This is a genomic window from Pseudomonas sp. H3_A02 (assembly GCF_054671965.1).
This window is the reverse complement of the sequence record NZ_CP162807.1, coordinates 5,035,093-5,061,017: the sequence shown is the minus strand read 5'-3', so window position 1 is coordinate 5,061,017 and position 25,925 is coordinate 5,035,093. Positions and strand designations below refer to the sequence as shown.

The following is a 25,925-nucleotide window of genomic DNA, read 5'->3' as shown; positions in this document are numbered from 1 at the left end:
ATGTTGTCCGTTGAAACACCTACGACCTATTACACGGCTACCCGCAAATATGATTTGAAATTCGATGATCTGGAGCAGGATCTGGAAGCCGAAGTGGTGGTCATCGGAGGCGGATTCTCCGGCATCAATACCGCGCTGGAACTGGCCGAGCGCGGAGTGACGGACGTGGTCGTGCTGGAGGCCCGCTACCTGGGTTTTGGTGGCTCGGGGCGCAATGGTGGACACGTGATGGCCGGGATCGGCCATGACCTGGAGAAGATTCGCAAAAGCGTCGGGGAGGAGGGACTCAAGGCGATTTTCGAGATCAGCGATCTGGGCGCATCGATCATCCAGAGCCGCATCCAGCGTTACCAGATTGACGCGGATTTCTGCCATGGCTACGGCTACCTGGGTTTCAACAAGCGACAGGGGCGCCTGCTGCAGGCGTGGGAAAAGGAATACAAGCAGCTCAATCCGGAGCATGAGATTGCCTACCTCGAAGGCGCCGAAGTCAGGAACATCGTCGGCTCCGATGTGTACAGCTGTGCCCTCAAGCATATGGGCAACGGTCACATCCACTCGCTGAACATGCTGTTGGGGGCGGCCAAGGCCCTGGTGGGACTGGGAGGGCGCATTTATGAAAACACCCCCGTGCTTGAAGTGACTTACGGCGACACCATCACCTTGCGCACGGCGAAGGGATCGGTGCGGGCAAAAAAAATCCTCTGGTCCTGCGGCGCATTTCTCGACCGCTTGGAACCCGAGCTGCACAAGACGATGGTCAGCACCTACGCCTTTCAGTTGGTGACGGAGCCGCTGCCGACCTCGCTGATCGAGCAGATCAGCCCGATCCGTGGGGCGTTCAGTGATATTCGCCCGGTGATCGAGTACTACCGGGTGACCAATGAAAATCGTCTGCTGTTTGGTTCCGCGACGCGCCTGCTGGAGTACATCCCCAACGATTTGAAGGTATGGAACCGCCATCTGATGCTCAAGGTTTTTCCGTACCTTGAACACGTGAAAATCGACCTGGCCTGGGGTGGGCCGATGGAGTGCAGCGCCAACCTGTTCCCGCAAATCGGCACGCTGCCTGGGCGCAATAACGCTTATTTCGTCCAGGGTTACTCGGGCTTCGGCGTGACACCGAGCCACGTGGTCAGCCGTGTCATTGCCGACGGGATGACCAGCGGATCGCGGCATTGGGATGTGATGAGTGCGATCCCGCGAACGCGTATTCCTGGCAAGGACCATTGGCGAAACTTGATCTGCACACTCGGAAAAGTCAGTCACCAACTGGCGGGCTACCGCAACGGTCGCCGCTGACACCGCTTTATCCCTGACCTGACCAGCGCCGCCTGGCGGCGCCCACTGTTTCTCCTTTCTGACATCGGAGTTCGGCCTATGCACGCCTATAAAAAAACAATCGTTGTGCTTTCGCTCACCTGCGCCGCTGTTCCAGGGCTGGCACAACCGCTCTACAACAATGGGACAACAGAAGTCGATGCGCGCCTGCTGGCGTTGGCTGGTGCCTTCTACAGCCGTGAAAACTACTCGCAGTCTGGGACCCGCGGTGAGGGTTCCAGCCGCTGGCAGGAAGCGGTGCTGCAATACGGCCTTGATGCGCGCCATACCCTCGACGCCGGTTCGCAACTCTATGGCTCGTTGAACTGGGTCAGCTCCGCGACCTTTGGCGATGGCGATCCGGCGGGTTGGACCTCTGGTGACGAACGCACGACAAAAATCGAAGATGCCTACGTGGGCTGGCACTCTGGCACGCTGTTCAGCGCCTTGGGCGAGAATGGCGTGGACCTGTCGGTCGGCCGGCAAAATATTGTGATCGGCGACGGCTTTCTGGTCAGTGGCGATGCCCTGAACTTGGGCAAGGAATTTCTCGACGGCCAGGCCAATCGAGGCGGGGCTTACTACCTGACCGGTCGCAAGGCGTTCGACCGCACGGCCGTGCTGCGCTTGGGTGGCCAGCAAGGCTGGCGCGGTGACCTGATGTGGCTCAAGTCTGACAACCCGGCCCAAGCCAGTCCGGAACTGGCGGTCGGTACGCTGGAACATGTCAGTCCCCAAGGCACCCTTGGCCTGACCTACCTGAACGTCACCGACACTGACCAGACCATGGCCGACATGCTGTTTCCCGACCGTAAGGGCATGCAGCTCTATAGCGTGCGAGGGCAAGGCAATGCCGGTGTTGCCGGGTTATTCCTGGCGGGTGAATACGCCTGGGAAGACAAGGACAACGCCAGGGAGAACGCCTGGTACCTGGAGGCCGGCTGGACCTTTGCCGACCTGCCCGGCACGCCTTCGATCAACTACCGCTACAGCCGTTTCTCAGAGGGCTACGACCCGCTTTTCTATGGAAACGGCCGGGCGCTGGGCACCTGGTTCCAGGGTGAAGTCGCGGCCAACTATGCGGGGCCGTTCAACAGCAACGCGGCCGTGCAGCATCTGGGTTTGAAGGTCACCGCCGCCGATGACCTCAAGCTGGGGATGTTGCTCTACACGTTCCGTACGCTCGATACTCGCCGTGGCCAGCTTGACGCCGATGAAGCGGATATCTATGCCGAATGGGCGATCGACCCGCACTGGACCCTGATGCCACTGGTCGGTCTCTACAAGCCGAAGCAGAGTTCGGCGAGCGGCGGGACGCAAGTGGGCAATAGCCGCGCCAATCTTTATGGTCAGGTACTGGTGGCGTGGGCGTTCTAATTCAATGATGACTGCATGACGCTGGCGGAAGCTCGGTGTCTGAACACGCTGATTGTTCACGAATCGTGTTTCATACCATTACCTGAGGGCCATTGAAGGGTTTTTCATTGCGAATATTCTTTGTTCATCCGTGACCCGGCACAACAGAGCGCATCGCAATGAACAGCCCTCGTACCCTCTACCAGAAACACATCGACAGCCACACTGTCGCTACCCTGGACGATCAAGGGCATGTATTGCTCTACATCGACCGCCAGGTGGCTAACGAATACACCAGCCCTCAAGCCTTCAGCGGGCTTCGCGAGGCGAAGCGTGATGTCTGGCGCCCTCAGGCCACGCTGGCGGTCGTCGACCATGTCAACCCGACCACCCCGAGTCGTGTCGCTGCCATGCCCGACGCCGGCGGCGCCTTGCAGGTCGCATATTTCGAGGAGAACTGTCGGGACTTCGGCATCGAGCTTTTCGATGTGCTGGACAAGCGCCAGGGGATTGAACACGTGGTCGCGCCGGAGCAAGGCTTTATCCTGCCTGGCATGGTGGTGGCCGCGGGCGACAGCCATACCACGACCTATGGCGCCCTGGGTGCGTTTGGTTTTGGTATTGGCACCTCTGAAATCGAGCATTTGCTGGCGACGCAGACGTTGGTCTACAAGCGCCTGAAAACCATGCGCGTCACGGTCACCGGTACGCTGGGCATGGGCGTCACCTCGAAGGACATCATCATGGCGCTGATCGAGAAGATTGGCGCGTCAGGCGCGACCGGGTACGCCATCGAGTTCGTCGGCCCGGTCATCAGCGCATTAAGCGTCGAGGCGCGGATGACCATGTGCAACATGGCAGTGGAGGCCGGCGCCCGGGGAGCCTTCATGGCGCCCGATGGAAAGGTCTATGACTACCTCAAGTCCAAGCCGCGTGCGCCTCAAGGCGAGCACTGGGATGTCGCCGAAAAAAAGTGGCGCGAACTCTTCACCGACGAGGACGCGTTGTTCGACAGGGAAGTGCGGGTGGACGTGGATGCGTTGGAGCCGATGGTGACCTGGGGAACCAGCCCGGACCAGGCGTCGCCTGTGGGTGGCAAGGTTCCAGACCCAGCGACCGTCGCCGATCCGATCCTGCGCCAGGGCATGCAGCGCGCCTTGACCTACATGGGGCTGGAGGCCGGCATGGCGTTGAGTGACGTGCAGATCAGCCATGCCTTCATCGGCTCGTGTACCAACGCGCGCATCGAAGACTTGCGTGACGTCGCACGGGTGGTGAAGGGCAGGAAAGTCGCCTCGACAGTGCGGGCGATGATCGTCCCCGGATCAACTCTGGTGCGTGCCCAGGCTGAGGAGGAAGGCTTGGCCAGGATCTTCCTCGAGGCCGGTTTTGAATGGCGCCAGTCCGGATGCTCGATGTGTCTCGCCATGAACGATGACGTGCTTGCTCCGGGCGATCGTTGTGCGTCCAGCACCAACCGAAATTTTGAAGGTCGTCAGGGGGCGGGCGCACGCACTCACCTCATGAGCCCGGCGATGGTTGCCGCTGCAGCCATCCGTGGTCGCCTGACGGACGTACGCCTATTGGCCGAGGAGGCTTGAGCCATGCAACCTTTTGAGATCGTGACTGGAAAAGCCGCGCCTTTGCTCGCCTCCAACATCGATACCGACGTCATCATGCCCAAGCAGTTCTTGAAGGGGATCGATCGAAGTGGCTTGGATAAAGGTGTGTTTTTCGATCTGCGTTTTCTTGAGTCCGGCGAGCTCAATCCAGACTTCGTCCTCAACCAACCAGCGTGGAGCGGGGCCAGTTTCCTGGTGACCGGGCCCAACTTTGGTTGTGGTTCCAGCCGCGAGCACGCGGTATGGGGGCTCAAGCAACTGGGGATTCGTGCACTGATCGGGATAAGCTTTGCCGGTATCTTCTATGACAACTGTCAGCGTAACGGCGTGCTCGCGATAGAACTTTGCGAATCGCAGCTACAAAGACTGGCTCGCGTAGTAAACAATGGGGCCACCGCGACCATCAGCGTCGATCTGCCGAACCAGCGGATTTGGCTAAGTGAGGGGTCGGTCATCGAATTCCCCATTGATGCGCTACGCAAGCAATCGTTGTTGTCGGGGCTGGACGCTATCGGCGCGACCTTGCAGCGGGCGGCGCAGATTCGTGATTTCGAAGCGCGTCACTACGCAGAAAATCCGTGGCTGAACTGAGTTCCCAAGCGCCTGCCAGCTGCGGCTGCCGGGCGCTCAAGCGAGGGCGAGGGTTCTGAAATGCTCTTCGAAGAATTCGATACAGACCCTTAGCTTGGCGGACTGGCTGACCCGCGTCGGGTAAATGGCCCAGACATCGGCGCTCTGGGAATAGTCAGGCAGCACGTGGACCAGTTGTCCACTTTCAAGCAGGGGCTTGACGTCCCACAAGGAGCGCAAAAGGATGCCTGCGCCACTCAAGGCCCAGCGCAACACAATCTCGCCACTGTTCGATGACAGCGGGCCGTTGACGCGAATGGACTCTTCAACGCCGTCTTTTGTCAGGTTCCAGATGCCAAAGGCGTTGTTACGCTCCTTGAGCACCAGGCAATCATGCCGGGCCAGATCATCCAGGGACGTCGGGATGCCACGTTTTTCCAGGTACCCGGGGGTTGCACAGAGCACCCTGCGGTTACTCACGAGTTTTTTTCCCAGCAGTTGTTGAGGGAGGTCGTAACCCACCCTGATTTCAAGATCGAAGCCTTCGTTGACGATATCGACCATGCGATCAAACACGTCCAGGCGAATCTCCAGTCGAGGGTACAACTGCGACAGCGCGGCGATCGCGGGCGCGACGTGGTTGCGGCCAAAACCGAAAGAGCTGCAAATGTGCAGGCTCCCCTGCAATTGTTGGCGCGAGTCGGTCAACTCGCTGATGAAGTCGTCCATATCCCCCAGGAGTCGAGTCGCGAAGACGCGGACACGTTCGCCATCGTCGGTCAATGCGACACGTCGGGTCGTCCGATGCAACAGCTTCGCGCCTAACGCGGCCTCGAGGACGGAGATCCGCTTGCTGACGTACGCAGGGGAAAATCCCAAGGCCTCGGCAGCATTGCCAAAGCCGTTTTTGCGGATGACGGTGAGGAACACGCGCAGGTCCTCCGGCAGCAGGGATTGTTCTCGATGGGTAGGCTTGCGTCTCATGGCTTGGATTTATTCCAATGATGTGATCGGAGTCAGTTTGCAATGGATGCGCTAAACGTTCATGCGTTGCAATGCAAGTGCCCATCGATTACACCCCTGAGACCAGCTTTTAACACACCCGCCTGGAAATAAAAAATAGGCTCGAAGTCTTTCCGCGATATTGATCCGGTTATTTTTGGAGTGCCTGAGTTACCGTTTGTTTGTCAGCGATATATGGATAAATTCTGTCCACTTGTCAGCGTAATTGCAGCCATTATTATTGGCGCACTGAGTGGTCTAGAAGAGGTTGTCATGGCGCAGTTATTTGAAGGTTGCGTAAAAGTGATCGTTCCCTGTGGTTCTTTGGGGGCGGGTGTTCGAGAAGAAGAAATTACTTATGGGCTGGCGGCAGGGGCGCAAGTCATCGCCACGGATGCAGGTTCAACGGACAGTGGCGCGGCCTACCTTGCACTTGGAAAGTCCAAGAACAACCGAGGCGCGGTAAAACGTGACCTGACGATATTGATGAAAGCGCAAGCGCGATCCGGTGTGCCGATCATTGTGGGAACCGCAGGGCAGGCCGGAGGTGATCTCAATCTTGATTGGACGCGCGATATTGCTCTGGAAATCGCCAAAGAGTTGGGCGTGTCGCCGAAGATTGCGCTCATCTATTGCGAGCAAGACAAAGACACCATCAAGAAACTCAATGCCGAAGGTCGTATCAAAGCGCTCCCGCCTCACGCCGAGTTGGAAGACGCAACGGTGGACAGTTGTGAACACATTGTCGCTGCACTGGGGGTGGAGCCCTTTATCGCGGCCTTGGACGGTGGTGCCGATATCATATTGGCCGGCCGCGCGACCGATACCGCCGTCATTGGCTGTTACCCCATCTGGAAAGGCGCACCGTGGGGCCCGTCCTGGCACGCTGGCAAGACCGGTGAATGCGGCGTGCAATGCGCCGTCAATCCCACGCTTGGATCGGGCATCTTGCTGAGTGTTGATGCGAACGGCTTTGAAGTCGAGCCCTTGAGCCAGGACAACCAGTGCACGCCCCATAGCGTCTCGGCGCATATGCTGTATGAAAACAGCGACCCATTCCGGTTGGTGGAGCCGGGTGGCATCCTGAATGTTGCACAGGCGCGTTATACCGATTTGAATGGACGTGCCGTTCGGGTGGAAGGCTCGCGCTGGGAAAGCATGCCCTACACAATGAAATTGGAAGGGGCGGCGGCGGCTTTATATCAAACGATCATGTTGGTGGGCATCCAGGACCCGGATGTGCTCAATGATGTCGATGGGTTTCACGATCGTTTGCTGGAAGCACTTTACACAAGAACCCGCCAATCCATTCCAGCCGAAGAGTTGGGCGAGTTTCATATTTCCCTGCGGATGTACGGGTGGAATGGCGTCACCGGTGTAAAACCGCCTGTCGGAACATTACCGCCGTCTGAAATAGGCATGTTGTTTGTAGCCACTGCTGCTACTCAGGAAATGGCTAATACAATTGCCCATGCCTGTAATCCTTACTTCTTTCATTATCCCAGCGTCATGGGCAAGGAATTACCTTCGTACGGATTCGCTTTTACACCTGCGGATATACCCCGAGGCCAAATTTATGAGTTCAAGTTGAACCATGTGGTGCAACTCGAGAATCCCATGGAGTTGGTCCGTTTGAAATGGATTGATTTGTCGGACACGTCGATGGCGATGAAGGAGCTTGCACAATGATTAAGTTGCGTGATGTTTGCCGGCATGTCCGATCCAAACAGGCGGGGCCGTTCTGGATTACATTCGATATTTTTTTCAACGGACGCGAGAACTTCGAGCGTTATTGCGATTGTGCCGCACTGTCCCCGGCGCAATTTGCCAGGCTCTACGGAACCGATCCCGAACGAGTCAAGCGTATTGCAGTGCCGGACCTGGAAATGGTCAAGATTTCCTATCCTCGTGCAACGCCACAAGGCGGGATGGTCGAGCGGGACATGCACGCTGGCCAGCAATACGTCCGCTTGCTTGACGTCGTCATCGACTGAGACGTCGGGCGCCATGTCGTCCCTTGATCTGTTCGCCTCATGGACGAGGCCTGACCCACCTATTCAACCCGAGGTAGTTATGACGGACTCGACCGTTGCGATGCGGCTTGCGCGCTATGCCCACGCATTCAGAAAACAGCACTTGCCCGAAGCGATCATCCACCTTGTGCGCCAGCGTTTTATCGACAGCCTGGCGTGCGTGCTGGGTGCCTACGGAGCTGATCCGGTCGAGGCCGCCGTGTGCTACGCCGCCGCCAATACCGCGAAATCATCCAGCGTATTTGGTACGAACCTGCAAACAACGCCGGAAATCGCGGCCTTCACCAATGGCCTGATGGTTCGTTTCCTGGACTATAACGACGGCTACATGGGCCTGGAGCCGGGCCATCCGAGTGACAACATTCCAGCCTGCCTCGCCGTGGCGCAAGCGGAGGGGGCCACCGGTGCCGAACTGATTTCGGCTATCGTCCTGGCCTATGAAATCCAGATGCGCTTGCAGGATGCGGCAAGCTTGAACAAGCGTGGCTGGGACCACGTCAATTACATCAACGTCGCGATGGCGGCGGCGGCTTCCAACCTGATGAAGCTGGACGTGGCACAGACGGAGCAAGCGATCAACATCGCCGTGAGTGGTCACTTGGCCATGCGTCAGGTACGCAGCGGAGCGTTGTCCGACTGGAAGGGCTGCTCAGCCGCCAATGCCGCGCGCAACGCCATTTTCGCCGCTCAGTTGGCGCGTCATGGCATGACGGGGCCGTCGCCAGTGTTTGAAGGTGAGATGGGTTTCTTCAAACAGGTTTCGGGGCCGTTCGACCTGGAGACGAATCGCTTTGGTACGCCCGACAATGGCGATTACGCGATACGGCGCTCCCTGACCAAGACATTCCCCACCAATGGCGAGCTGCACACCGCCGTCTGGGCCGCGCTTGATATCCGCAAACGGATCGACGATGTAAAGGCCATCGCGACTATTACGATCGAGACATCTGAATTCAACCGTCGGGTACTGGCGGATACGCCTGAGAAATGGCTGCCGAAAACCAGGGAAACGGCGGACCACAGCCTACCTTACAACGTGGCCCGAGCCTTGCTCGACGGTGACCTCACGGTGGGTTCGTATTGCCCTGAAAAGATTGCCGACCCTGCGGTGATTGCCTTGATGGACAAGGTCAGCGTGGTCGAGGATCCGGCGTTGACCGCGCTGTTCCCACGCCATCTTGCCAACCGTGTCAGCGTCACCCTGGTTTCCGGCGAGCAAGTCGTGAGCGAGATGATCACCGGGCCCGGGTCAGTCGAAACGCCGATGACCGATCACGATTTCGAACGAAAATTCCGGCGCATGGCCTTGCCGCATATCGACGCATCGGCACAGGCCGAAGTGCTCGGGTTCGTCGCAGGCCTCGAGAAGCAGACCGAATTCACATCGCTGTTTGCGGCGATGGCTGTCTCCTAGCGGTCTGTCGCTCCAATGGGTTTTCGCCAAAGGAGCGACCGCACGGGGCTTAACGGCGGTCGGTCTCGGTTGCCGTAGGCAACGTCCCTACGTAACGGGCGCGAGGGCGGGCGTCATGGTGCTGGTTGTATTGCTCGCTGGCATGGGCTATCCAGCCGATCAAGCGACCGACGCCAGCCAATGAAATTTCCTGCCCGTGCAGCCCGAATTTCTGACCGATGAAGCTCACCAGAAGGATGAATTCCGGCGGGTACGCCACGAGTTCCGAGGCCACCGCAAAAGCTTTCTGCAGCTTTGCGAACTCGCTGTCACCCTCGAACACCGCGGTCAGCGCCGCCATGAGGTTACTGGCTCGCGGATCGTTGACGGAATGGACATTGGGGCCGAACCCGACAATGTGTCCGTCCTGGCTGTAGCGCTGCAAAATAGGTCGCGCAGGGTCCGCAGCGGTGCAGATTTCCTCGATCATCCTGCTGGCGGCTTCATTTCTTCCATACGCGATTTTGTGGCCCCGGGCTGCGGCAAGTCCGGCAATGACCGCGTAGTAGGGGGTTGCGCCGGTCGTGGCGGCGACACGCACGCTATGGGTGGTGTGATCCAACTCATGGTCGATACTGAGGATCAGCAGGCGCCGGATCAGGTCCGCATGCTCAGGCGGAGCGCCGCAGGCCTGGGTGATGAACTCATGCAAGGGTTGCGTGCTCGGTTCGGTCGCTCCCACGACCAAGGCGGCAAACCATCTCACGACATCGGCGCCGGTGCGCGCGTAGCTGTCCGTGGAAAGGTCGAAGGCCTTGGGATTTTCTCTTTGCACCAAGGGGAAAAGCGCGATGGCTTTTTCCTGGGCGGACATGTGTTCGTAGATCTTCAGCAGCTTGACACTGTCCCTCGGTACACGGGGCAGTGACGGGCCGAACGCCGAAGGCACTTGCCAGATCAATTCGGCGACTTCTTCAACCGTTGCGCGGTCCGCGAGCTCGACGACGTCATGGCCCCGATAAAACAGGCCATCATCGGTGATCAGCGTAATCGCGCTGTCCGACGGTGACGAGCGCTTGAATGCGTGTTTCTCTCCCGCCGGGCGCTTGACCAGGCGCTGGATGTCTTCGGCCCAATAGCGGCGCTTGGGCGTACCCGGGATCTTGAGGGAGCGGATATTTTTGCGGCTGACGTAGGCGTACAGCGTCGGCAGGCTGATCCCGAGTAGGGCAGCAGCCTCTTCTGCCGAAAGGTAGAGGTCTTCTTGTTCTGGCATGACGGGTCCGATCAGATTGATTGAAAGGCGTACATGTTTATTAGATATACCGTCATTTCATCAATGTAAACAAGGTAGCGGTTTTTCCTCAGTTCCACCCTAAAATTTTTCATCAAAACCGATGAACTTGACGGGGATATTGACGAAAAAAATCAAGATTTACAGGCTTTCGCCCCCTATGTAGATTTCGAGTGCGCAAAAGTTGTTCACATTGATTTTCGATGCATCGATAACAATAAAAACGAAAAGGTGAAACGCATGGCTTGGTTAGGTTTCGCAATGGTCGTCACGTTTATGGCATTGATCATAAGCAAGCGACTTTCCGCGGTGACGGCGCTCATTCTCATTCCGGTCGCTTTCGGGCTGGCCAGTGGGGCAGGGCCGGAACTGGGTGGGATGGTGATGGACGGCGTCAAGCAAGTAGCTCCCACCGCACTGATGTTGATGTTTGCAATTCTGTATTTCGCGATCATGTTTGACGCTGGGCTCTTCGAACCTGCGGTACGGCGGATTTTGCGGTTCGTCGGCAATGATCCTCTTCGAGTCGTACTGGGCACTGCGCTGCTGGCCGCTGTCATCTCGTTCGATGGCGATGGTGCGACGACGGTCTTGATCGTCACGACCGCGTTCCTGCCGCTCTACCTGCGCCTCGGGATGAACCCGCTCATTCTGGCGTTGATGCTCTTGCTGACCAATACCGTAGTGAACCTGATTCCCTGGGGAGGGCCGGTCGCCCGCGCCGCCAGCGCCCTTCATCTCGATGTGGCGGATATGTTCCTGGGCTTGGTGCCGGCCATGTTCGCGGGGCTTGCCTATGCATTCGTCGTGGCGTTCTGGATCGGCCACAAGGAACGGCGCCGCTTGGGCTGGACGCCCGGTAGCCAGTACGTCGCACCGGAGGAGGTCGCCTTGCCGACCGTGCAATCCGAAACACAGCGACCGAAGCTTTTCTGGGTCAACCTGGCGCTCACCGCAGGACTCATGTACGCCATGGCGACAGGGCTGGCCCCTTTGCCCATGTTGATGATGGTGGGGTTTTCCCTGGCGCTGCTGATCAACTATCCGCGCCTGTCGGAACAGAAGGCACGGGTTGCGGCTCATTCTGAAAGTGTCCTGATGGTCATCGCCCTGATATTCGCTTCAGGTGCGTTTACCGGGATTTTGTCAGGCACCGGAATGGTCGATGGCATGTCGGCGAAAATCGTCCAGCTGATTCCCGACGGTGGCGGACAATACTTCGGCATTATTACCGCACTGGTGGCCTTGCCGCTGAACTTCCTGTTGTCCAACGACGCGTTCTTCTTCGGCATCTTGCCGGTGCTGGGGGCGGCGGGTGCCGAATACGGTATTGATCCCATGCACATCGCCCGTGCGGCGGTACTGGGACAGCCGGTCCATGCACTCAGCCCGTTGGTCGCGGCGGTTTATCTCATCAGCGGCATCATCAAACGCGACATGGGTGACATGCAACGATACTGCTTGCTCTGGGCCATAGGCAGCAGCCTTGTCTTGATTGTAACTGCCGTTATTACACGGGCGATTATTTGATTAATTAGTTCGCTGCGCCGAAGTTTGAAGGACGCCAGGTCGCGTCTGCTCACGTCAAAATAAAAATAATAGATGAGGTGGTCGATGAAATCGATTAACGCCGTCGCTATGACGTTGCTGTCGACATTGTTGGTGTCTGATGTTTGTCTATCGGCAACCATCAGCAATCCGGACAGGTTCCAGCATGAAGGCAAGCTGAATGCTTATCTTCGATCGATGTATATCAATACGCGGATATCCAACGATTTGATCGAAGATCGTTTCGGTGGGTTTCCGGACGGCTCCGAGTTGGGCGGGACAGGGGTTGGCGCGATCCTGGACTACAACTCCAGTTATTGGGCCGGTGTCGTAGGCTTTGATGCCTCATTGTATGGTGTGGCGATGATTGATTCGAAAGACAATGGTCGGGATTTGTTTGACGACTCCGACGGCACTAACGGTGGTTTCGCGAAAGTCGGTCAGAGTTATTTCAAGTTGCGTTATGAGGGCGAGGGCTGGAACGCCGATTCGCAAATAGGGCGGGGCCGGTTCGATGCGGGAACGTTGGTGACACTCGACACTCGGATCGTCCCGGGCTCCTATCAAGGAGGCCGGGCCCACTTGAACTTTACCGAGATGGGCATTGGCCCATTACCCGGTACGTTGGGGTTTGAAACCGCTTACATCAACCGCACATCTCCTCGGGACCGGGAAAAGTTCGAACACCTGCTGAGCCAGTCAGGCGAGGAAATAAAAGACCTGTACACCTACGGCATCAAATACGATTTGAAGGCCATTGAACTTGGCTACGATCATGGGGTGTCGCGAGACTTCAATGAAAATACCCGTTATGGACTGACGCTGAAAGCACCTCTCGGCGAAAAGGCGGGCGTTGTATTGGACACTCAATACTATGAGTTTCAAAAAGCCGGACGAATATGGGAGCGTGATTGGCAGGCCGGCCAGGCCGCTTATGACGATGACGCCACGTGGCTGAACATCAATCTGGGTTTATTGCTCGATAAACTTCGCCTGGGTGTTTCATTTTCCGAAACAAAAGCCGAGTTGAGCAACGGACAACTGGGCTACGCCTATTTCGATCATGGCGATAACGTCGATGGCAAGATGGATGCCTGGACACGTTCCGGTAACGACTTCAATAACGATGGCGAGCGAACCTGGCAAATAGGCGCCGAGTATGACTTGAGCGGGCATTCGTTGTTAGGGGCTTCGCTGGACGGTTTCAAAGTCATGACTATCTACAAACAAGGCGAATTTGATGCCACCGACCCTTTCAGTGGCCGACGCACTGACGTGATCGAACGACAGAATGAATACCGTCTCTACTATCGCTTTGACGAAAAGGAATATTCCGGACTTTCAGTCGGCCTGATTTATATCGATTACCGAATCGACCAGGACTTTGTCGCGCTGGTGTCCGCTCAACCCGACAACGTGGTGACTGGCTCAGAGGCTCGGGTGTACCTGGATTACGCATTTTGATTGCCGGACATACCTATCGAGAGGCCCGTGATGTTTAAACCTCGCCACACCATCGTGGTTACACAGCGATTCTTCGATTCAGAAACCGTGCATTACCTGGAGAGCCATGGCTGTGACGTTGTCGTCGCGCAGCTGGCTAAGGGGCAAGCGGACGGCGACCTGAGCGAACGCCAATTGATCGATCTCCTGGAAGACGCCGACGGTTGGATCGTCGGGCACGCGAACGTCACGTCGGGCCTGTTGAGTGCGCTCCCGCGTCTGCAAGTCATTGCCCGTCGTGGCGTGGGCTACGAGCGGGTCGATACCGCAGCGGTAGCAGCGGCCGGAAAGGTGGCGACCATCGCCATCGGCGGCAACGACGCCAGCGTTGCCGACCATACCGTGGCGTTGATGCTCGCCGTGTGCCGCCAGCTCAAACGCTGCCAGTTGGGGCTGTCGGCAAACGACTGGTCGATTCCCCTTGGGGGCGATCTGTACCGCAAGACCGTTGGTGTCGTCGGCTTGGGCCGGATTGGTCGGGGCGTGCTGCAGCGCTTGTCCGGGTTCGAAGTCAAACCGCTGATCTACACCCCTCGTCCGCGCGGCACACAGCTCGACGGTATTGCTCAAAGCTGCTTTGTCGACCTGGAAACGCTGCTCGAGGAAAGCGATTTCATCACCCTTCATGCGCCGCTCAACCTACATACCCAGGGGCTCATCGATGGCCGTGCGCTGAAGCGGATGAAACCTTCCGCAGTGCTGATCAATACCGCGAGGGGTGGGCTGGTACGGGATACGGATCTGCTGTGGGCCCTGCGGGAAAACCAATTGGCTGGGGCAGGGCTCGATGTGTTCGAAAGCGAGTCGGATCCGGTGCTTTCGGCCGTGACCGAACAACTCATCCAGCTCCCGAATGTGATCGTGACGCCCCATGTCGGCGCCTCCACGGTCGAGGGGCTCAATCGTACCAACCTGATTGCCGCTCAATGTGCGGTGGCCGTGCTGCAAGGGCGTAGCCTGCCGGGTCATTGCGTCATCGCTGACGGACGTCGCTCTACAGGCTCGAAGGAGAATCCATGAATACCCCGATCAAAGTGCTGACGCCAACGGGTGCCATTGGCACCGGCTTCCCACGGGCGGCGTTTGACCTGGCGCTGCTGGAACGACCGGACGTGATTGCAATGGACGCGGGGTCTACCGACTCCGGTCCTCATTACCTGGGCACCGGCACGACCAAGGCTTCGGCCTCGATACTACGGGCCGAGTTGCGCGTGTTCATGCAGGCGCGGGCGCAATTGGGCATCCCGCTGATCATTGGCAGCTGTGGCACCTGTGGTTCCGACGCGGGCGTCGACTTGATGCGCGGCCTGTGCGAGGACATCGCCGCCGAACTCGGTCAGGTCGTACGTATTGCGAGCCTCTACAGTGAACAACCGGCAAGCGTCGTGAAACAAGCACTGGCCCAAGGTCGAATCAGGCCCTTGCAACTGGATCACATCGACGATGCCCTGGTTGAGCGCTGCTCGCGTATTGTCGCGCTGATGGGCGTGGAACCCTTCATTCATGCGCTTGAAGACGGTGCCGATATTATCTTGGCGGGCCGTTCCACCGACACAGCGGTCATGGCTTCGCTGCCCATCCTGCGCGGAGCCCATCAGGGCGCTGCGTGGCATGCCGGAAAGATTCTGGAGTGCGGCGCGTCCTGCACGACGACGCCCGCCAGCGCGGTGGTGATGGCAACGATCGACGACACGGGATTCACCATCAAGGCCATCGGCGAGGGCGCCCGGCTCACGCCGCGATCAGTCATGGCCCACATGCTTTATGAAAACAGCAACCCCTACGTACTCGTCGAGCCCGGCGGCGTATTGCACGTGGAAGAGGCGGTCTACACCGCGTTGGACGAACAGACCGTGCGAGTGGAAGGTTCGGTCTGGAAGCCCAGCGAAGACTACACCGTCAAGTTGGAGGGAGCGGCGCCGTGCGGTTTCCAATCGGTAGTCATGTGCATTGTCCGTGATCCGGAATACGTCGAGCGCTTCGATGAGTGGCTTGCCAGCCTGGATTCGGTCATGCGTCAGCGAATCGAAAAACACCTGGGCATCGGCTCCGATGACTACGACTTGCAGTTCCGCGCCATTGGCAAGGATTCCGCTTTGGGAGCCCTCGAGTCGCGAAGGGTGACGCCAGTGGAAATCGGTGTCATGGCGATAGCCACGTCGGCAACCGCCGAGCGCACCCAGGACATGGTCGCGTTGCTCAATCCCTACCTGCTGCACTTTCCGTTGCCCGGCGACAAGGACCTGCCCACCCACGCGTTCCCGTTCTCGCCGGCCTCGATGGACCGGGGCATGGTGCACGAGTTCGTGCTCAGTCATGTGATGGTCGTGGCAGACCCGTTGGCACCTTTCCGGTTTGCTATCAAGACAGTCGAGGGAGCATGAGATGAATACTCTGCAAGCATTGGGTTATGAGATCCGTTCCAAGAACGCCGGGCCGTTTTCCCTGACCATCGATGTGTTCTGCAAGGACTCGGAAATCTTCGCGCAATTGGCCGCGGCGCCGAAGCTGCAAGCATTGGCGGTCGCCGAGCTGTTCCGCAGGCCGGCGGAGTTGATCAGTGTTTTCCCCATCGAGGCGTTGAACGTGATCAAGATCAGCCTGCCGCGTCCCGTGGCGCAGGGCGCCTTGCAGGACCGGGACATGCACGGAGCGCAATGGGCGTTCATCCTGCTGGATGCGCTTGGAAGCGGTGAGGACGACCGGCCATGAGTGGCGTTGAAAGCTTGTCGGCGGATGCACCTGCGCCGGTTCACCCTGACCTGGTGGCCGTGGCCACGACACTGCGCGAGCAAGGGTTGCTGCCGGTCGTTCACGGGAATGTGCATAGCGTCAGGGCTCAGTTGGAGCGGATCAATGTCTGGGCTGCACACCGCAGCGTGCCGCTGTCCTATGAGCGCACCTTGGGGTTTGCCGTCGATGGTCGAACGGTGCCCTGCAAGCTCTATTGGCCGGAGGGCGACGAGACGCCTTGCTTGATGTTCTACTGCCATGGCGGTGGGTTTCGCCACGGCTCGCTCGCCGGCTGGGACGCGCCGCTGCGCCAGTGGGTGCGCGACAGTGGCCTGGCGGTGCTGTCCATCGACTATGCGCTGTCGCCGGAATATCGTTTTCCGGTGGCATTCAACGAAGTGGTGTCGATCATCAGCCGGGTCATCAAGCTTGGGGCGATCACCGATTGCCCGGTGCGCGGTTATGCCTTGGGTGGCGATTCGGCAGGCGCCAACCTGGCCCTGGGTGCTGCGATTGCGCTGCGCGACGCAGGGTTTGATGTGTTGCGGCAGTTGTTGCTGTTCTACGGCAATTACTCACGCGACATGAGCTCCGATTCGTGGCAAAGGCTGGGTGGATACGGGGGGCAGAATCTGTCGGTCGAGACCATGAGCGCCTACTGGGCGAGCTACCTGGTCAATGACGAGGATGACTGGCGGGTACAGCCGATCAACGCTGACTTGGTCGGCCTGCCACCGGTGCGATTGGTGGTGGGGGAACTGGACCCGTTGCTGGATGAGAACCGTGAGCTGGCGGACCGCTTGGAAAGCGCGGGTGTGGCGACACACCTGCAAGTGCTCGCGAACATGACCCACGGGTTTGTCCGATTCAATGAGGTGGCCCCGGTCGTGCGCGATGTCATCGCTGCGCAGGGCAGTGCTTTGCGCAAGGCTCTTTCTGTTCAGGCGAACTTCCCATGAGCCGATTCCGTAGCGCGGGCTTTGCGCGAATTTGCGGCGGCCTATTCTTCGTCATGGCGGCCAACGCCCTCGCGGCTGGCAGGCTCCCTGTCGGTCCTGCCGCAGGAGACAACGAGCTGTCGGCGTTTTACCGCTGGCCTGAAGCAATGCCCGCGCTGCCCGGTGCGCTGCTGCGAAGCGAGACCTTGCCGACACAACCGCAGATGCCTGCCGCCGCGCAAGCTTTGCGCCTGCTCTACAGCTCTATCGACGAGCGCTGGCACTCCGGACTCGTTGCGGTCAGCGGGACGTTGTACCTGCCGGCTGGACCTCCACCGGCGCAAGGCTGGCCGTTGCTGGCCTGGGCCCATGGTACGCTGGGGATTGCCGATGCTTGCGCACCGTCCTGGGCTGGCTGGCGCGACCGTGATGCGGCGTATATCAATCGCTGGCTGGCGCGCGGATTCGCGGTGGTCGCCACCGATTATCAAGGTTTGGGAGGGCCAGGGCCGCATCCCTACACGTTCTGGCAGGCCGAGGGACGCTCTGTCCTGGACTCGATTCGCGCGGTCCGTTCGATCCGGCCGGGCCTGATGGCTAGTCACACGATCCTGGCCGGGCAATCTCAGGGGGGAGGGGCGGCATTGGGCGCGGCGATCCTTGCCGATGGCTACGCACCGGAGCTTTCTATCCGGGGCGCGGTACTCACGGCGCCGAATAGCACATTTCCCCATGGCCCCATTGCGCTGCCGCCGCGCCAGTCCAATACGGTGTTCCTGGCATTGGCATCCGGCGGCTTGCACGAGGACGGGCCGCAGGTCGAGGACATCCTGACGGACAAGGGGCTTGAACTGCTAAGTGTGGCTCGGCACGGCTGTACCCGTGACATTGCCCGAGAATCCAAAGCGTTGCAGATCGATTCGTTTGCCGAGCTTCTGACCGTTACCCCCGAGGCGTTGAATGCGATGCGCATCCCAACGACCGACATGCCCCAGGCATCGATTGCCTTCCCGTTACTCATTGCTACCGGCCAGGCGGATGAAACGATCACCCCTGTGCGCCAGTACGCGGTCGCGGCGGCGTTGTGTGCCGCTGGTAATCAAGTCACCTGGCGGACTTATGAAGGCCTGGGGCATGACGGGGTGCTGCATGGTTCATTGGACGATGCATTTGCCTTCGTTGAGGCCCAGCTCGACGGATCGGGCCCTGGCTCGAATTGCTCCACTCTGCAAAGGCCCGGTCCGCCGGGTGAAAGGGATACAACCGCGCCATTCAACAACGACTGAATGCCTCCAGTGGGAGCTTGCTCGCGACGGCGGTGGGTCAGACGATGAAGTATCGGCCGGGAGGGCCTCATCGCGAGCAGGCTCGCTCCCACATTGGGGTCGGGTGAAGCCTGGGCCTTGAGGCAGGCACAGACTTCCACAAGGGCCCGATCTTGCGACAGGTTGAGGCTTTGTCGAGGCCGTCTGGTCTCAGGACGCGTCCTGCTGATAGGTGCAACCCACGTAGAGGTCACTGTCCTTGTTTTCGGTGGAGACCACGCGCAGGGTCGCGCCGTTGTCGAGGTTGCGCTGGTAATCCACGTAGCCGTCGGTATCCAAGGTCTTCTCCAGTTTCAGGGCGCTGGCGAGTTTCTCTGCATCGGCCTTCGGGTTGCTGCTCTTGGCCTGGAGAAAGAAGCTGAAGCGGTCGGTCATCACCAGGGTGGTCGACGACACGCCGTGCACCGTCAGTGCCGGGGAGGCTTGCCAGGCGCCACCGCCCCACGGGGTGTGCGCTTCATCCTTGGGCAGCGACACTTGCTCCGCGTCAACCAGGCCGTTGAACTCGCTCACCTGTTGCGCACTGGCCTGGCACTGCGCCAGGGCCTTGAACAGATCGCTGTGGCTTGGACCGGCGGCCAAGACAGGGGCGGTGGACAGGCAGCCAGCCAGGGCAACGACACCAAGAGAGATTTTCATGAGGACATCCTTGTACAGTTGGATAACAGGTAATGGGAGCCCGAGATGAATGGCAACGGGCATCGGCCATGGACGACTTGCCCGGTTGCATATGGGGCTGGGCTGCGGTCGGAAGCTTGCCACCACGGACGTGAATATGTCATCAGGATATTTTGGAAAAACTTGCGCCAAGAGGAGGGCATGAACGGATTGAGTCCGTTGTAGCCACTCACCCATGAGGGGCATTTCTTCTGGGCATCGGCAAAGCATGGCCGCCAAAGTCCCCTTTCTGACCTCCCATAGCCTCAACAGCCTGGTACCGCTGCCGTAACGTGCACCTGACTGCGCGCAAAGGAGCATCCTGATGAACCGTAGAACCTTTATGCTCGGCACCGCGGGCGTGGGTGCGTTGATGGCCGGAGCGGGGGCCCTGTTGCGGCCGAGCGACCGGGGCAGTCCCTACAACGAGTACTTCCGTGCGTTGAACCAGGAGCTGAAGATTCATGGGCCGATGCGCCCCGTGATGCTGATCGACCTCGACCTGCTCGATCACAACATCAATGTGGTCATGCAATCGGTCAAACGCGCCGGTAAACACTTGCGCCTGGTGGAGAAGTCCCTGCCGTCGCCCGGGTTGTTGGCGTACATCGCCAAACGCACCGATAGCCAGCGGTTGATGTCATTTCACCAGCCTTTCCTCAACCATGATGCAGTGACCTTTCCCGAGGCCGACCTCTTGCTCGGCAAGCCTTTGCCGGTGCGCTCGGCCGAGCTGTTTTACCAAACCCACAAGGGCACCTTTGACCCCTCCAGACAATTGCAGTGGCTGCTTGACACCCCACAGCGGCTGATGGATTACCTGATATTGGCCCAGGGTCTGGGCATTCGGATGCGGGTCAATATCGAGCTGGATGTCGGCCTGCATCGCGGCGGAGTCGCGGATCACGCGGTGCTCGGCGAGATGCTGACGCTGATCAGCGCCCATCCGCAGCAGCTCGAATTTTCAGGCTTCATGGGGTATGACCCGTTTGTCGGCATGGGCGTGCCCCGGGTCCTTGGTTCGTCCCAGGCGTTGTTCGATCAGGTGATGGTCATTTACAACGGTCATGTGAATTACGTGCGTGAACATTTCCCGGCGCTTTGGCACGACGGGCTCACGCTCAATACCGCCGGCAGCCCCAGCTACGGCATGCACGAGCAGGAGCGCTTGAGCAGCGAGGTCTCGGTGGGGACAGCATTTCTCAAGCCGACGCATTACGACCTGCCCTCGCTGGCCGAGCATGTGCCGGCGGCCTTTATCGCAACGCCCGTATTGAAAAGCACCGGGGCGGTCAATTTTCCCGCCCTGGATGACAAGTCCCGATTGTTCTCCTGGTGGAATCCGAATCAGCGCGGAACATTCTTCATCTATGGCGGCAACTGGATGGCCGAGTTCGAGTCTCCCTCGGGGCTGCAAAGCAATGAGCTCTATGGTCGCAGTTCCAATCAGGAAATGGTCAATGGCTCGCCGGCCGTGGGGCTGAACGTGGAGGACCAGGTGTTTTTACGACCCACCCAGACCGAGTCTGTGCTGCTGCAGTTTGGCGATTTGCTGGCCGTGCGCGGGGGGAAGATTGTCGAAACCTGGTCGGTGTATTGATTGGCAAGGCGCTTGCTCACAACCGGCCCCGCAACAGAAACAGCACCAGCGCGACCAGGCAGGCTGTCGCCTGAATTCCACCCAGCGTCGTTATCGGCGCTAAGCTCAAGACCGAGGCGAGCCAGGTGGTCAGCGCCGCCGCACCCATGGAGAGAAAGCCCAGCAGTGCGGACGCCATCCCGGCTTCTTTGCCGAAAGGGCCCATGGTGATGGCCGTGCCCAGCGGATTGGCCAGGCCCATGCCCCAAAGGAAGGTGACCATCGAGAGGGCATACCACCCCAGGCCAGGCACGGCCGGACCTACCAGAAGCAGGCTGCCGCCGACCATGGCGCAGGCAATGCCCAGCAGCGTGACGATTCGGGCGCCATGCCGATGGGCCAGGCGCGGAGCCGCCATGCCGGCCGCGAACACGACGAAGACCGTGGCGGCGAAATACAGGCCGGTCTGCACCGACGTCAGGCCGATACCTTGCATCAGAATGGCCGGCGCCGCTGCGAACGAGGCGAACAGGCCGCTCATCAGCAAGCTCATTGAGAGGGCGGGAAGGATGAAGCGCTTATCCAGCAACAATCGGCGATAGGCGAGCACCACGCTCTTGGCCGAGTGTGGTGCCCGGCGATCGGCGGGGTGGGTTTCCCCGAGGTCGCGCACGTAGAAAAACGCCAGTACAACGGCGGCCAGTCCCACCAGGATGAAGATGGCGCGCCAGCCGAGCGTGACGGCCAGGACGCTGCCGGCCAACGGCGAAAACCCCGGTGCCGCGGCCGTGGCGATCATCGTCAGCGACAGAGCGCGGGCGAGCGTCTCGCCTTCGAACAGATCCCGTGCGATGGCACGTGACAGCACCGAGGCCGCGCACACGCCCAACGCCTGCACGACGCGTCCGGCGATCAGGACATCGAGCGTGCTGGCAAGACCGGCGATCACGGTGCCGACCACGAACACCGACAGGCCGCCCAGCACCAGTTTCTGGCGTCCGTAGCGATCGGCCAGTGGACCGACCACCAACTGGCCCAAGGCGAACGTGATGAAGAAGCTGGACAGCGTCAGGCCCAGCTCGCGAGCGGTCACGCCCAGGTCTTCACCGATATCTGCAAACGCCGGGAGGATGATGTTGGTGGAGAGCATGCTGATCGCCGCGAGGCCTGCAAGCAGCGCCACGACTTTGCCGGTCAATGGTTGGGTGGAGGCGTGGGGCTGGGTATTGGCAATCGCCAATGAAGTTTGGGCTTCCATACATCCTCTCCGGTGTTTGCTTGGCGGGTAAAGACGTTGATGCCAAATGCCGCAATGGTGGCTCGCGACCCCGACGTAGTGACGGCGGCTTTCTACATGATGATCGTAATATTTTCATAAATATGATGATCGTCATCTCTTGCGTCAAGCTAAATATCTGGCGGGTGCAGGCGGGGATTCACTTGCTGCCAAAAAAGCAGGCAGCGTTGAACGAGCGGGGAGTGGGGAGCGCCGAATACACAGGCCTCCTAAGCGACCGGCCGACGCAGCGTCAGCATGGTGTACCTCTACAGGTCGTCCGCCATCGATGCTACAGTCCCGTCTTTCCAGGGGAGAGAGCGTCATGCGGATCGTGGTATTGGCTTTGACGATGGCGCTGCTGACGGGATGCGCGACGGCTAACGAAACCTTTGGCATGGGGCAGCTTTGCGGCCGCCAGCCTTACTGCGGTGCGGCCACCGATATCAAGATCATCAAGGGCTCGACGAACGACAACGACGTGTATTCACGTGCGCTGGCACCGTTTGCAATCATTGACCTGCCTTTCAGTATCGTCGCCGATACGCTGCTCCTGCCCTATACGATTTTTCATATGAGGCCTGCCGAGGAGTAAGGGTGTTGCCCCGTCCGCAGGGCCGCCATACGGCATTTTGGGTAACGATCACCACCCACAGACCTCGCGAGGAAGCACAAGATCGACGGTTCCGCTGTCTTGACAGTTTTTTTGGTCTACCTGGCCGGTGTGGTGATTCCTGGGCCGAATTTCGTCGCCGTGGTCTCCAGATCGGTCATCCGCTGACCGAGCGCCCATCGCTGAGCAGGGATGACCTGACAGTACTGCCTGTGCCATTTAAACCCCGGCGACGGCCTCGCGAACGAAGTCTTCATAGTGGCCGATTTCATGTGCGCCAGGTACCCGGACCTGTCCCTGGTCTTGCAGAGATAAAAACGCTCACGTCAGGTTGTCGGTCACGAGTCTCACCCTGTGGCAATCGGTCGGCCCGAGTGTCTGACCGCTTGCCGAGCGCACCTCCATCGGCATGAGGGCCTGGCCGGATGCGTTGTCCAGCAGCACGGAGCGCGTCTCTCCCGGCTCGAACAGGAAACGTTCGCCCCACTGCCGCAGGCTGACTACCACTGGAAAGATCTCCCGGCCTTTCTCCGTCAAGACGTACTCCTTGTAGGCGCTCCCATCCGAGGCGGGTCGAACGTCGAGTACGCCGACCTCGACCAAGGCTTTGAGTCGCGAAGCCAGAATGTTCTTGGCAACGCCCAGGCTCTTTTGAAATTCGCTGAATCGACGTATGTCGTCGAAGGCGTCTCGAATGATCATCAGCGACCAGCGATCGCCAATCACGTCCAGTGTCCTGGCGACCGGGCATTCGTTGTTTTGCGATGAAGCGGTTTCCATTTCATTGACCTCTGAAAAAGCATTGCCAAGTTGGCCGGAACTTTGTGGTTGCAAATTGAAACCTGATCGATCAACAATCCGTTCAGGTTTTTAATTGAAACCAGTTTAGCGCCAAGGAGACGTGCATGACAGCAGAGGCCGACTGTTTCACCCGGCAGCCTTCGGACAAGCAGGGTGGCGAGGGAGCTTGCTCCCGCTTGAGTGCGAAGCGCTCACAAAAGGGGCCGCTACGCAGCCCAGCGGGAGCAAGCTCCCTCGCCACAGGGTCGTTGAATGAACAGCAGTGCCCAGGGCTTTCGCCATCGCTCACGTTATTGTTTTCCGTGACCTGCGCACTGGCCGTCGCCAATGTCTACTTTGCCCAGCCCTTGCTTGTCTCGATGGCCGAGAGCCTGGGCGTTGCTCAAGGATTGATCGGGGTGGCGGTGACGGCCACTCAGGTGGGTTACGTCCTGGGATTGCTGTTGATCGTCCCGTTGGGGGACAGGATCAACCGTAAACGGCTGGTGTTCGCGCAGTTGGTGTTGTCTGCGATTGCGCTGGCAGCCGTCGGCGCAGCCCAACATTGGTTGGCTTTGCTGGGCGCCATGATCGTGATGGGGTTACTGGCAGTGGTCGTCCAGGTGCTGGTGGCCTATGCCGCCGTGCTGTCCTCGCCCTCGCAGCGAGGGCAGGCCGTGGGAACCGTCACCAGCGGCGTTGTCCTGGGGATTCTCCTGGCGCGGTTTACCTCCGGGGTGATCGCCGATCTGGCGGGCTGGCGCGGGGTTTATTTCGTTTCCTCGGGCTTGATGTTGATCATCGCGGCGGTGTTTTGGGCCAGGGTGCCTGCCGCCGTGTCGCCCGGTAACCGGCAGCCCTACCTGGCGCTCATCCGCTCGCTGTTCATGCTGTTCGCGACCGAGCCGGTGCTGCGGACCCGGGGCCTGCTGGCCTTGCTGATCTTTGCCGCTTTTTCAGTGCTGTGGACGGCGATGGTGCTGCCGTTGAGCGCCGCGCCGCTGTCGCTTTCACACACGGCCATCGGCCTGTTTGGCCTGGCGGGCGTCGCCGGGGCCCTGGCGGCCAGACGCGCCGGTCGTTGGGCAGATCGAGGTTTTGGACAACGGGTGACCGGCTGGTCGCTGGGGCTCCTGACGCTCTCCTGGCTGCCCATCAGTTTTACCGAGAGCTCCCTGATCGCACTGGTCTGCGGCGTGGTGCTACTCGACTTCGCGGTACAAGCCGTGCACGTCACCAACCAGAGCCTGATTTTCGCCGCGCGGCCTGATGCCCAAAGTCGCATGGTCGGCGCGTACATGTGCTTCTACTCGGTGGGCAGCGCACTGGGGGCGGCCGCCGCGACCCAGGTCTATGCGCTGTGGGGCTGGAGGGCGGTCAGCCTGCTGGGCGCCTTGATCAGCCTCGCCGCACTGGTGTTGTGGCGGCGCTCGCTTCATTGCGGCCACTGCTCAAGCAGGATCGAGACGAATTTCTCCGCGGCCGGGGAGAGCGATGCGCCCCGGCGGTAGACCAGGCCCAGCGAGCGGTTTACCACCGGCTCGATCAGCGGCACGCTGACCAGGGTTGGATGATCCCCGGCGGGCATTGCCAGGCTGGGCATCGCCGACACGCCCAGGCCCGCCTCGACCAGCCCCAGCGACGTCGACAGGTGCTGCACTTCATAGAACCACTGCGGGCGCCAGCTCAGGCCCGACAGCGCATGATCCAGCAGCATGCGGTTGCCGCTCAGGCGACCCACGCCGATCAGCCGGTAATCGCTGAGTTCCGACCAGGTGACCGCACTGCGTTCAGCCAACTCATGGTCGCGCCGGCAGGCCAGCACAAAGGGTTCGTTGACCAGGGGCACGAACTCGATGTCGGGGTGCTGGCCGCTCATCATGTTGATGCCGAAGTCGGCTTCGCCGCGCAGCACCGCTTCGAGCCCTTCGTTGGCACTGAGGTCGAGCAGGCGGATGCGGATTTTCGGGTAGCGCTCGTTGTAGAGGCGGATCACCGAAGGCAGGAAATAGAACGCCGCCGTGGGGATGCAGGCCAAGGTCACCCGGCCGATCTGCCGTTCCGCCAGCTCGCGGATGTTGAGAATCGAGTCGTCGAAATCATCCAGCAGGCGCCGCGCCTTGGGCAGGAAATCACGGCCGACACTGGTCAGGCTGACCTTGCGAGTCGTGCGATCGAGCAAAGCGGTGCCCAGGCCTTCCTCGAGTTTTTTCATCCGTCGGCTCAGGGCCGGTTGCGACAGGTGCAGCGCATCAGCGGCTTCGTGGAAACTGCCCAGTTCGGCGATTTTCACGAAAGATCGTATGTCCTGGAGCTCATATTCCATGTTCTACCTCGGCGGAGAGAGGGCTGCGCGATACCAATCATCGTAAGATAATTCATT

The 25,925-nt window shown here is 59.7% G+C and carries 23 protein-coding genes and 1 pseudogene; 18 read left to right on the top strand and 6 right to left on the bottom strand.

Going from position 1 to position 25,925, the window contains the following annotated elements:
• The 4 genes from AB4N80_RS22180 (at position 1) to leuD (ending at position 4,889) form a co-directional block, all read left to right on the top strand.
• Positions 1–1,302 (top strand): NAD(P)/FAD-dependent oxidoreductase, encoded by a 1,302-nt coding sequence (locus AB4N80_RS22180; RefSeq protein ID WP_122568350.1) that lies wholly within the window; start codon positions 1–3, stop codon positions 1,300–1,302.
• A gap of 78 nt (positions 1,303–1,380) precedes the next feature.
• The gene (locus AB4N80_RS22175; protein ID WP_354336563.1) at positions 1,381–2,697 is read left to right on the top strand and encodes an alginate export family protein; all 1,317 of its coding nucleotides are present in this window, start codon (positions 1,381–1,383) and stop codon (positions 2,695–2,697) included.
• 158 nt (positions 2,698–2,855) lie between these two features.
• The gene (gene leuC, locus AB4N80_RS22170) at positions 2,856–4,277 is read left to right on the top strand and encodes a 3-isopropylmalate dehydratase large subunit (protein WP_122568352.1); all 1,422 of its coding nucleotides are present in this window, start codon (positions 2,856–2,858) and stop codon (positions 4,275–4,277) included.
• 3 nt (positions 4,278–4,280) lie between these two features.
• A complete protein-coding gene (leuD, locus tag AB4N80_RS22165; protein WP_460078829.1) occupies positions 4,281–4,889 on the top strand; it encodes a 3-isopropylmalate dehydratase small subunit in 609 nt (202 codons plus the stop codon).
• A 36-nt stretch (positions 4,890–4,925) separates the two neighbouring features.
• Here leuD and AB4N80_RS22160 read toward each other — a convergent pair whose 3' ends face one another.
• Positions 4,926–5,852 carry a LysR substrate-binding domain-containing protein gene (locus tag AB4N80_RS22160; RefSeq protein ID WP_122568354.1) on the bottom strand — a complete coding sequence of 309 codons (927 nt, stop codon included), beginning with the start codon at positions 5,850–5,852 and terminating at the stop codon, positions 4,926–4,928.
• Between the two features lie 291 nt (positions 5,853–6,143).
• Here AB4N80_RS22160 and AB4N80_RS22155 point away from each other — a divergent pair, with 291 nt between their 5' ends.
• From AB4N80_RS22155 to AB4N80_RS22145, 3 genes are all read left to right on the top strand, one after another.
• Positions 6,144–7,559, top strand: a complete 1,416-nt coding sequence (locus AB4N80_RS22155; RefSeq protein ID WP_460078826.1) for an acyclic terpene utilization AtuA family protein — start codon at positions 6,144–6,146, stop codon at positions 7,557–7,559.
• A complete protein-coding gene (locus AB4N80_RS22150; protein WP_122568355.1) occupies positions 7,556–7,864 on the top strand; it encodes a DUF4387 domain-containing protein in 309 nt (102 codons plus the stop codon). The genes AB4N80_RS22155 and AB4N80_RS22150 overlap by 4 nt, the downstream gene beginning before the upstream one ends.
• A gap of 79 nt (positions 7,865–7,943) precedes the next feature.
• On the top strand, positions 7,944–9,317 hold the full coding sequence (locus AB4N80_RS22145; RefSeq protein ID WP_305470613.1) for an MmgE/PrpD family protein: 1,374 nt from the start codon (positions 7,944–7,946) through the stop codon (positions 9,315–9,317).
• A gap of 49 nt (positions 9,318–9,366) precedes the next feature.
• On the opposite strand, the gene AB4N80_RS22140 is transcribed toward AB4N80_RS22145, so the two are convergent.
• A complete protein-coding gene (locus AB4N80_RS22140) occupies positions 9,367–10,572 on the bottom strand; it encodes a citrate synthase (protein WP_122568356.1) in 1,206 nt (401 codons plus the stop codon).
• Between the two features lie 258 nt (positions 10,573–10,830).
• On the opposite strand from AB4N80_RS22140, the gene AB4N80_RS22135 reads away from it, so the two are divergent.
• The 7 genes from AB4N80_RS22135 to AB4N80_RS22105 all read left to right on the top strand — a co-directional run bounded on the left by AB4N80_RS22135 (position 10,831) and on the right by AB4N80_RS22105 (position 18,598).
• A complete protein-coding gene (locus tag AB4N80_RS22135; RefSeq protein WP_305471185.1) occupies positions 10,831–12,120 on the top strand; it encodes a CitMHS family transporter in 1,290 nt (429 codons plus the stop codon).
• A gap of 84 nt (positions 12,121–12,204) precedes the next feature.
• On the top strand, positions 12,205–13,602 hold the full coding sequence (locus AB4N80_RS22130; protein WP_122568358.1) for an OprD family outer membrane porin: 1,398 nt from the start codon (positions 12,205–12,207) through the stop codon (positions 13,600–13,602).
• A gap of 30 nt (positions 13,603–13,632) precedes the next feature.
• Positions 13,633–14,661: a phosphoglycerate dehydrogenase gene (locus AB4N80_RS22125; RefSeq protein ID WP_122568359.1), complete on the top strand. Its 1,029-nt coding sequence runs from the start codon at positions 13,633–13,635 to the stop codon at positions 14,659–14,661.
• Complete coding sequence (locus tag AB4N80_RS22120; protein ID WP_122568360.1) at positions 14,658–16,025, top strand: acyclic terpene utilization AtuA family protein; 1,368 nt, start codon at positions 14,658–14,660, stop codon at positions 16,023–16,025. Before AB4N80_RS22125 ends, AB4N80_RS22120 begins: the two co-directional genes overlap by 4 nt.
• Position 16,026: 1 nt before the next feature.
• Positions 16,027–16,353 (top strand): DUF4387 family protein, encoded by a 327-nt coding sequence (locus AB4N80_RS22115; protein ID WP_122568361.1) that lies wholly within the window; start codon positions 16,027–16,029, stop codon positions 16,351–16,353.
• A complete protein-coding gene (locus tag AB4N80_RS22110) occupies positions 16,350–17,333 on the top strand; it encodes an alpha/beta hydrolase fold domain-containing protein (protein WP_122568362.1) in 984 nt (327 codons plus the stop codon). The genes AB4N80_RS22115 and AB4N80_RS22110 overlap by 4 nt, the downstream gene beginning before the upstream one ends.
• Positions 17,330–18,598 carry a lipase family protein gene (locus AB4N80_RS22105; protein WP_354336568.1) on the top strand — a complete coding sequence of 423 codons (1,269 nt, stop codon included), beginning with the start codon at positions 17,330–17,332 and terminating at the stop codon, positions 18,596–18,598. Before AB4N80_RS22110 ends, AB4N80_RS22105 begins: the two co-directional genes overlap by 4 nt.
• A gap of 189 nt (positions 18,599–18,787) precedes the next feature.
• On the opposite strand, the gene AB4N80_RS22100 is transcribed toward AB4N80_RS22105, so the two are convergent.
• Positions 18,788–19,276 (bottom strand): hypothetical protein, encoded by a 489-nt coding sequence (locus AB4N80_RS22100; RefSeq protein ID WP_122568364.1) that lies wholly within the window; start codon positions 19,274–19,276, stop codon positions 18,788–18,790.
• Positions 19,277–19,688: 412 nt separating this feature from the next.
• On the opposite strand from AB4N80_RS22100, the gene AB4N80_RS22095 reads away from it, so the two are divergent.
• Positions 19,689–20,894, top strand: coding sequence for a DSD1 family PLP-dependent enzyme (locus tag AB4N80_RS22095; RefSeq protein ID WP_460090586.1), 1,206 nt, complete (start codon positions 19,689–19,691; stop codon positions 20,892–20,894).
• 16 nt (positions 20,895–20,910) lie between these two features.
• On the opposite strand, the gene AB4N80_RS22090 is transcribed toward AB4N80_RS22095, so the two are convergent.
• Positions 20,911–22,131: a multidrug effflux MFS transporter gene (locus tag AB4N80_RS22090; RefSeq protein WP_122568366.1), complete on the bottom strand. Its 1,221-nt coding sequence runs from the start codon at positions 22,129–22,131 to the stop codon at positions 20,911–20,913.
• A gap of 343 nt (positions 22,132–22,474) precedes the next feature.
• On the opposite strand from AB4N80_RS22090, the gene AB4N80_RS22085 reads away from it, so the two are divergent.
• Together AB4N80_RS22085 and AB4N80_RS22080 are read left to right on the top strand one after the other, a co-directional pair.
• Entirely contained in the window at positions 22,475–22,744 is a 270-nt protein-coding gene (locus AB4N80_RS22085; RefSeq protein ID WP_460078816.1) for a YceK/YidQ family lipoprotein, read from the top strand.
• Between the two features lie 81 nt (positions 22,745–22,825).
• Positions 22,826–22,921: pseudogene (locus tag AB4N80_RS22080) on the top strand (LysE family translocator); the annotation flags it as partial.
• A 162-nt stretch (positions 22,922–23,083) separates the two neighbouring features.
• On the opposite strand, the gene AB4N80_RS22075 reads toward AB4N80_RS22080, so the two are convergent.
• Positions 23,084–23,542, bottom strand: a complete 459-nt coding sequence (locus AB4N80_RS22075; protein ID WP_122568368.1) for a winged helix-turn-helix transcriptional regulator — start codon at positions 23,540–23,542, stop codon at positions 23,084–23,086.
• Between the two features lie 125 nt (positions 23,543–23,667).
• Here AB4N80_RS22075 and AB4N80_RS22070 point away from each other — a divergent pair, with 125 nt between their 5' ends.
• Positions 23,668–25,053, top strand: coding sequence for an MFS transporter (locus AB4N80_RS22070; protein ID WP_460078813.1), 1,386 nt, complete (start codon positions 23,668–23,670; stop codon positions 25,051–25,053).
• Here AB4N80_RS22070 and AB4N80_RS22065 read toward each other — a convergent pair.
• Positions 24,978–25,868: a LysR family transcriptional regulator gene (locus AB4N80_RS22065; RefSeq protein ID WP_003200706.1), complete on the bottom strand. Its 891-nt coding sequence runs from the start codon at positions 25,866–25,868 to the stop codon at positions 24,978–24,980. The genes AB4N80_RS22070 and AB4N80_RS22065 overlap by 76 nt on opposite strands.
• Positions 25,869–25,925: the final 57 nt, after the last annotated feature.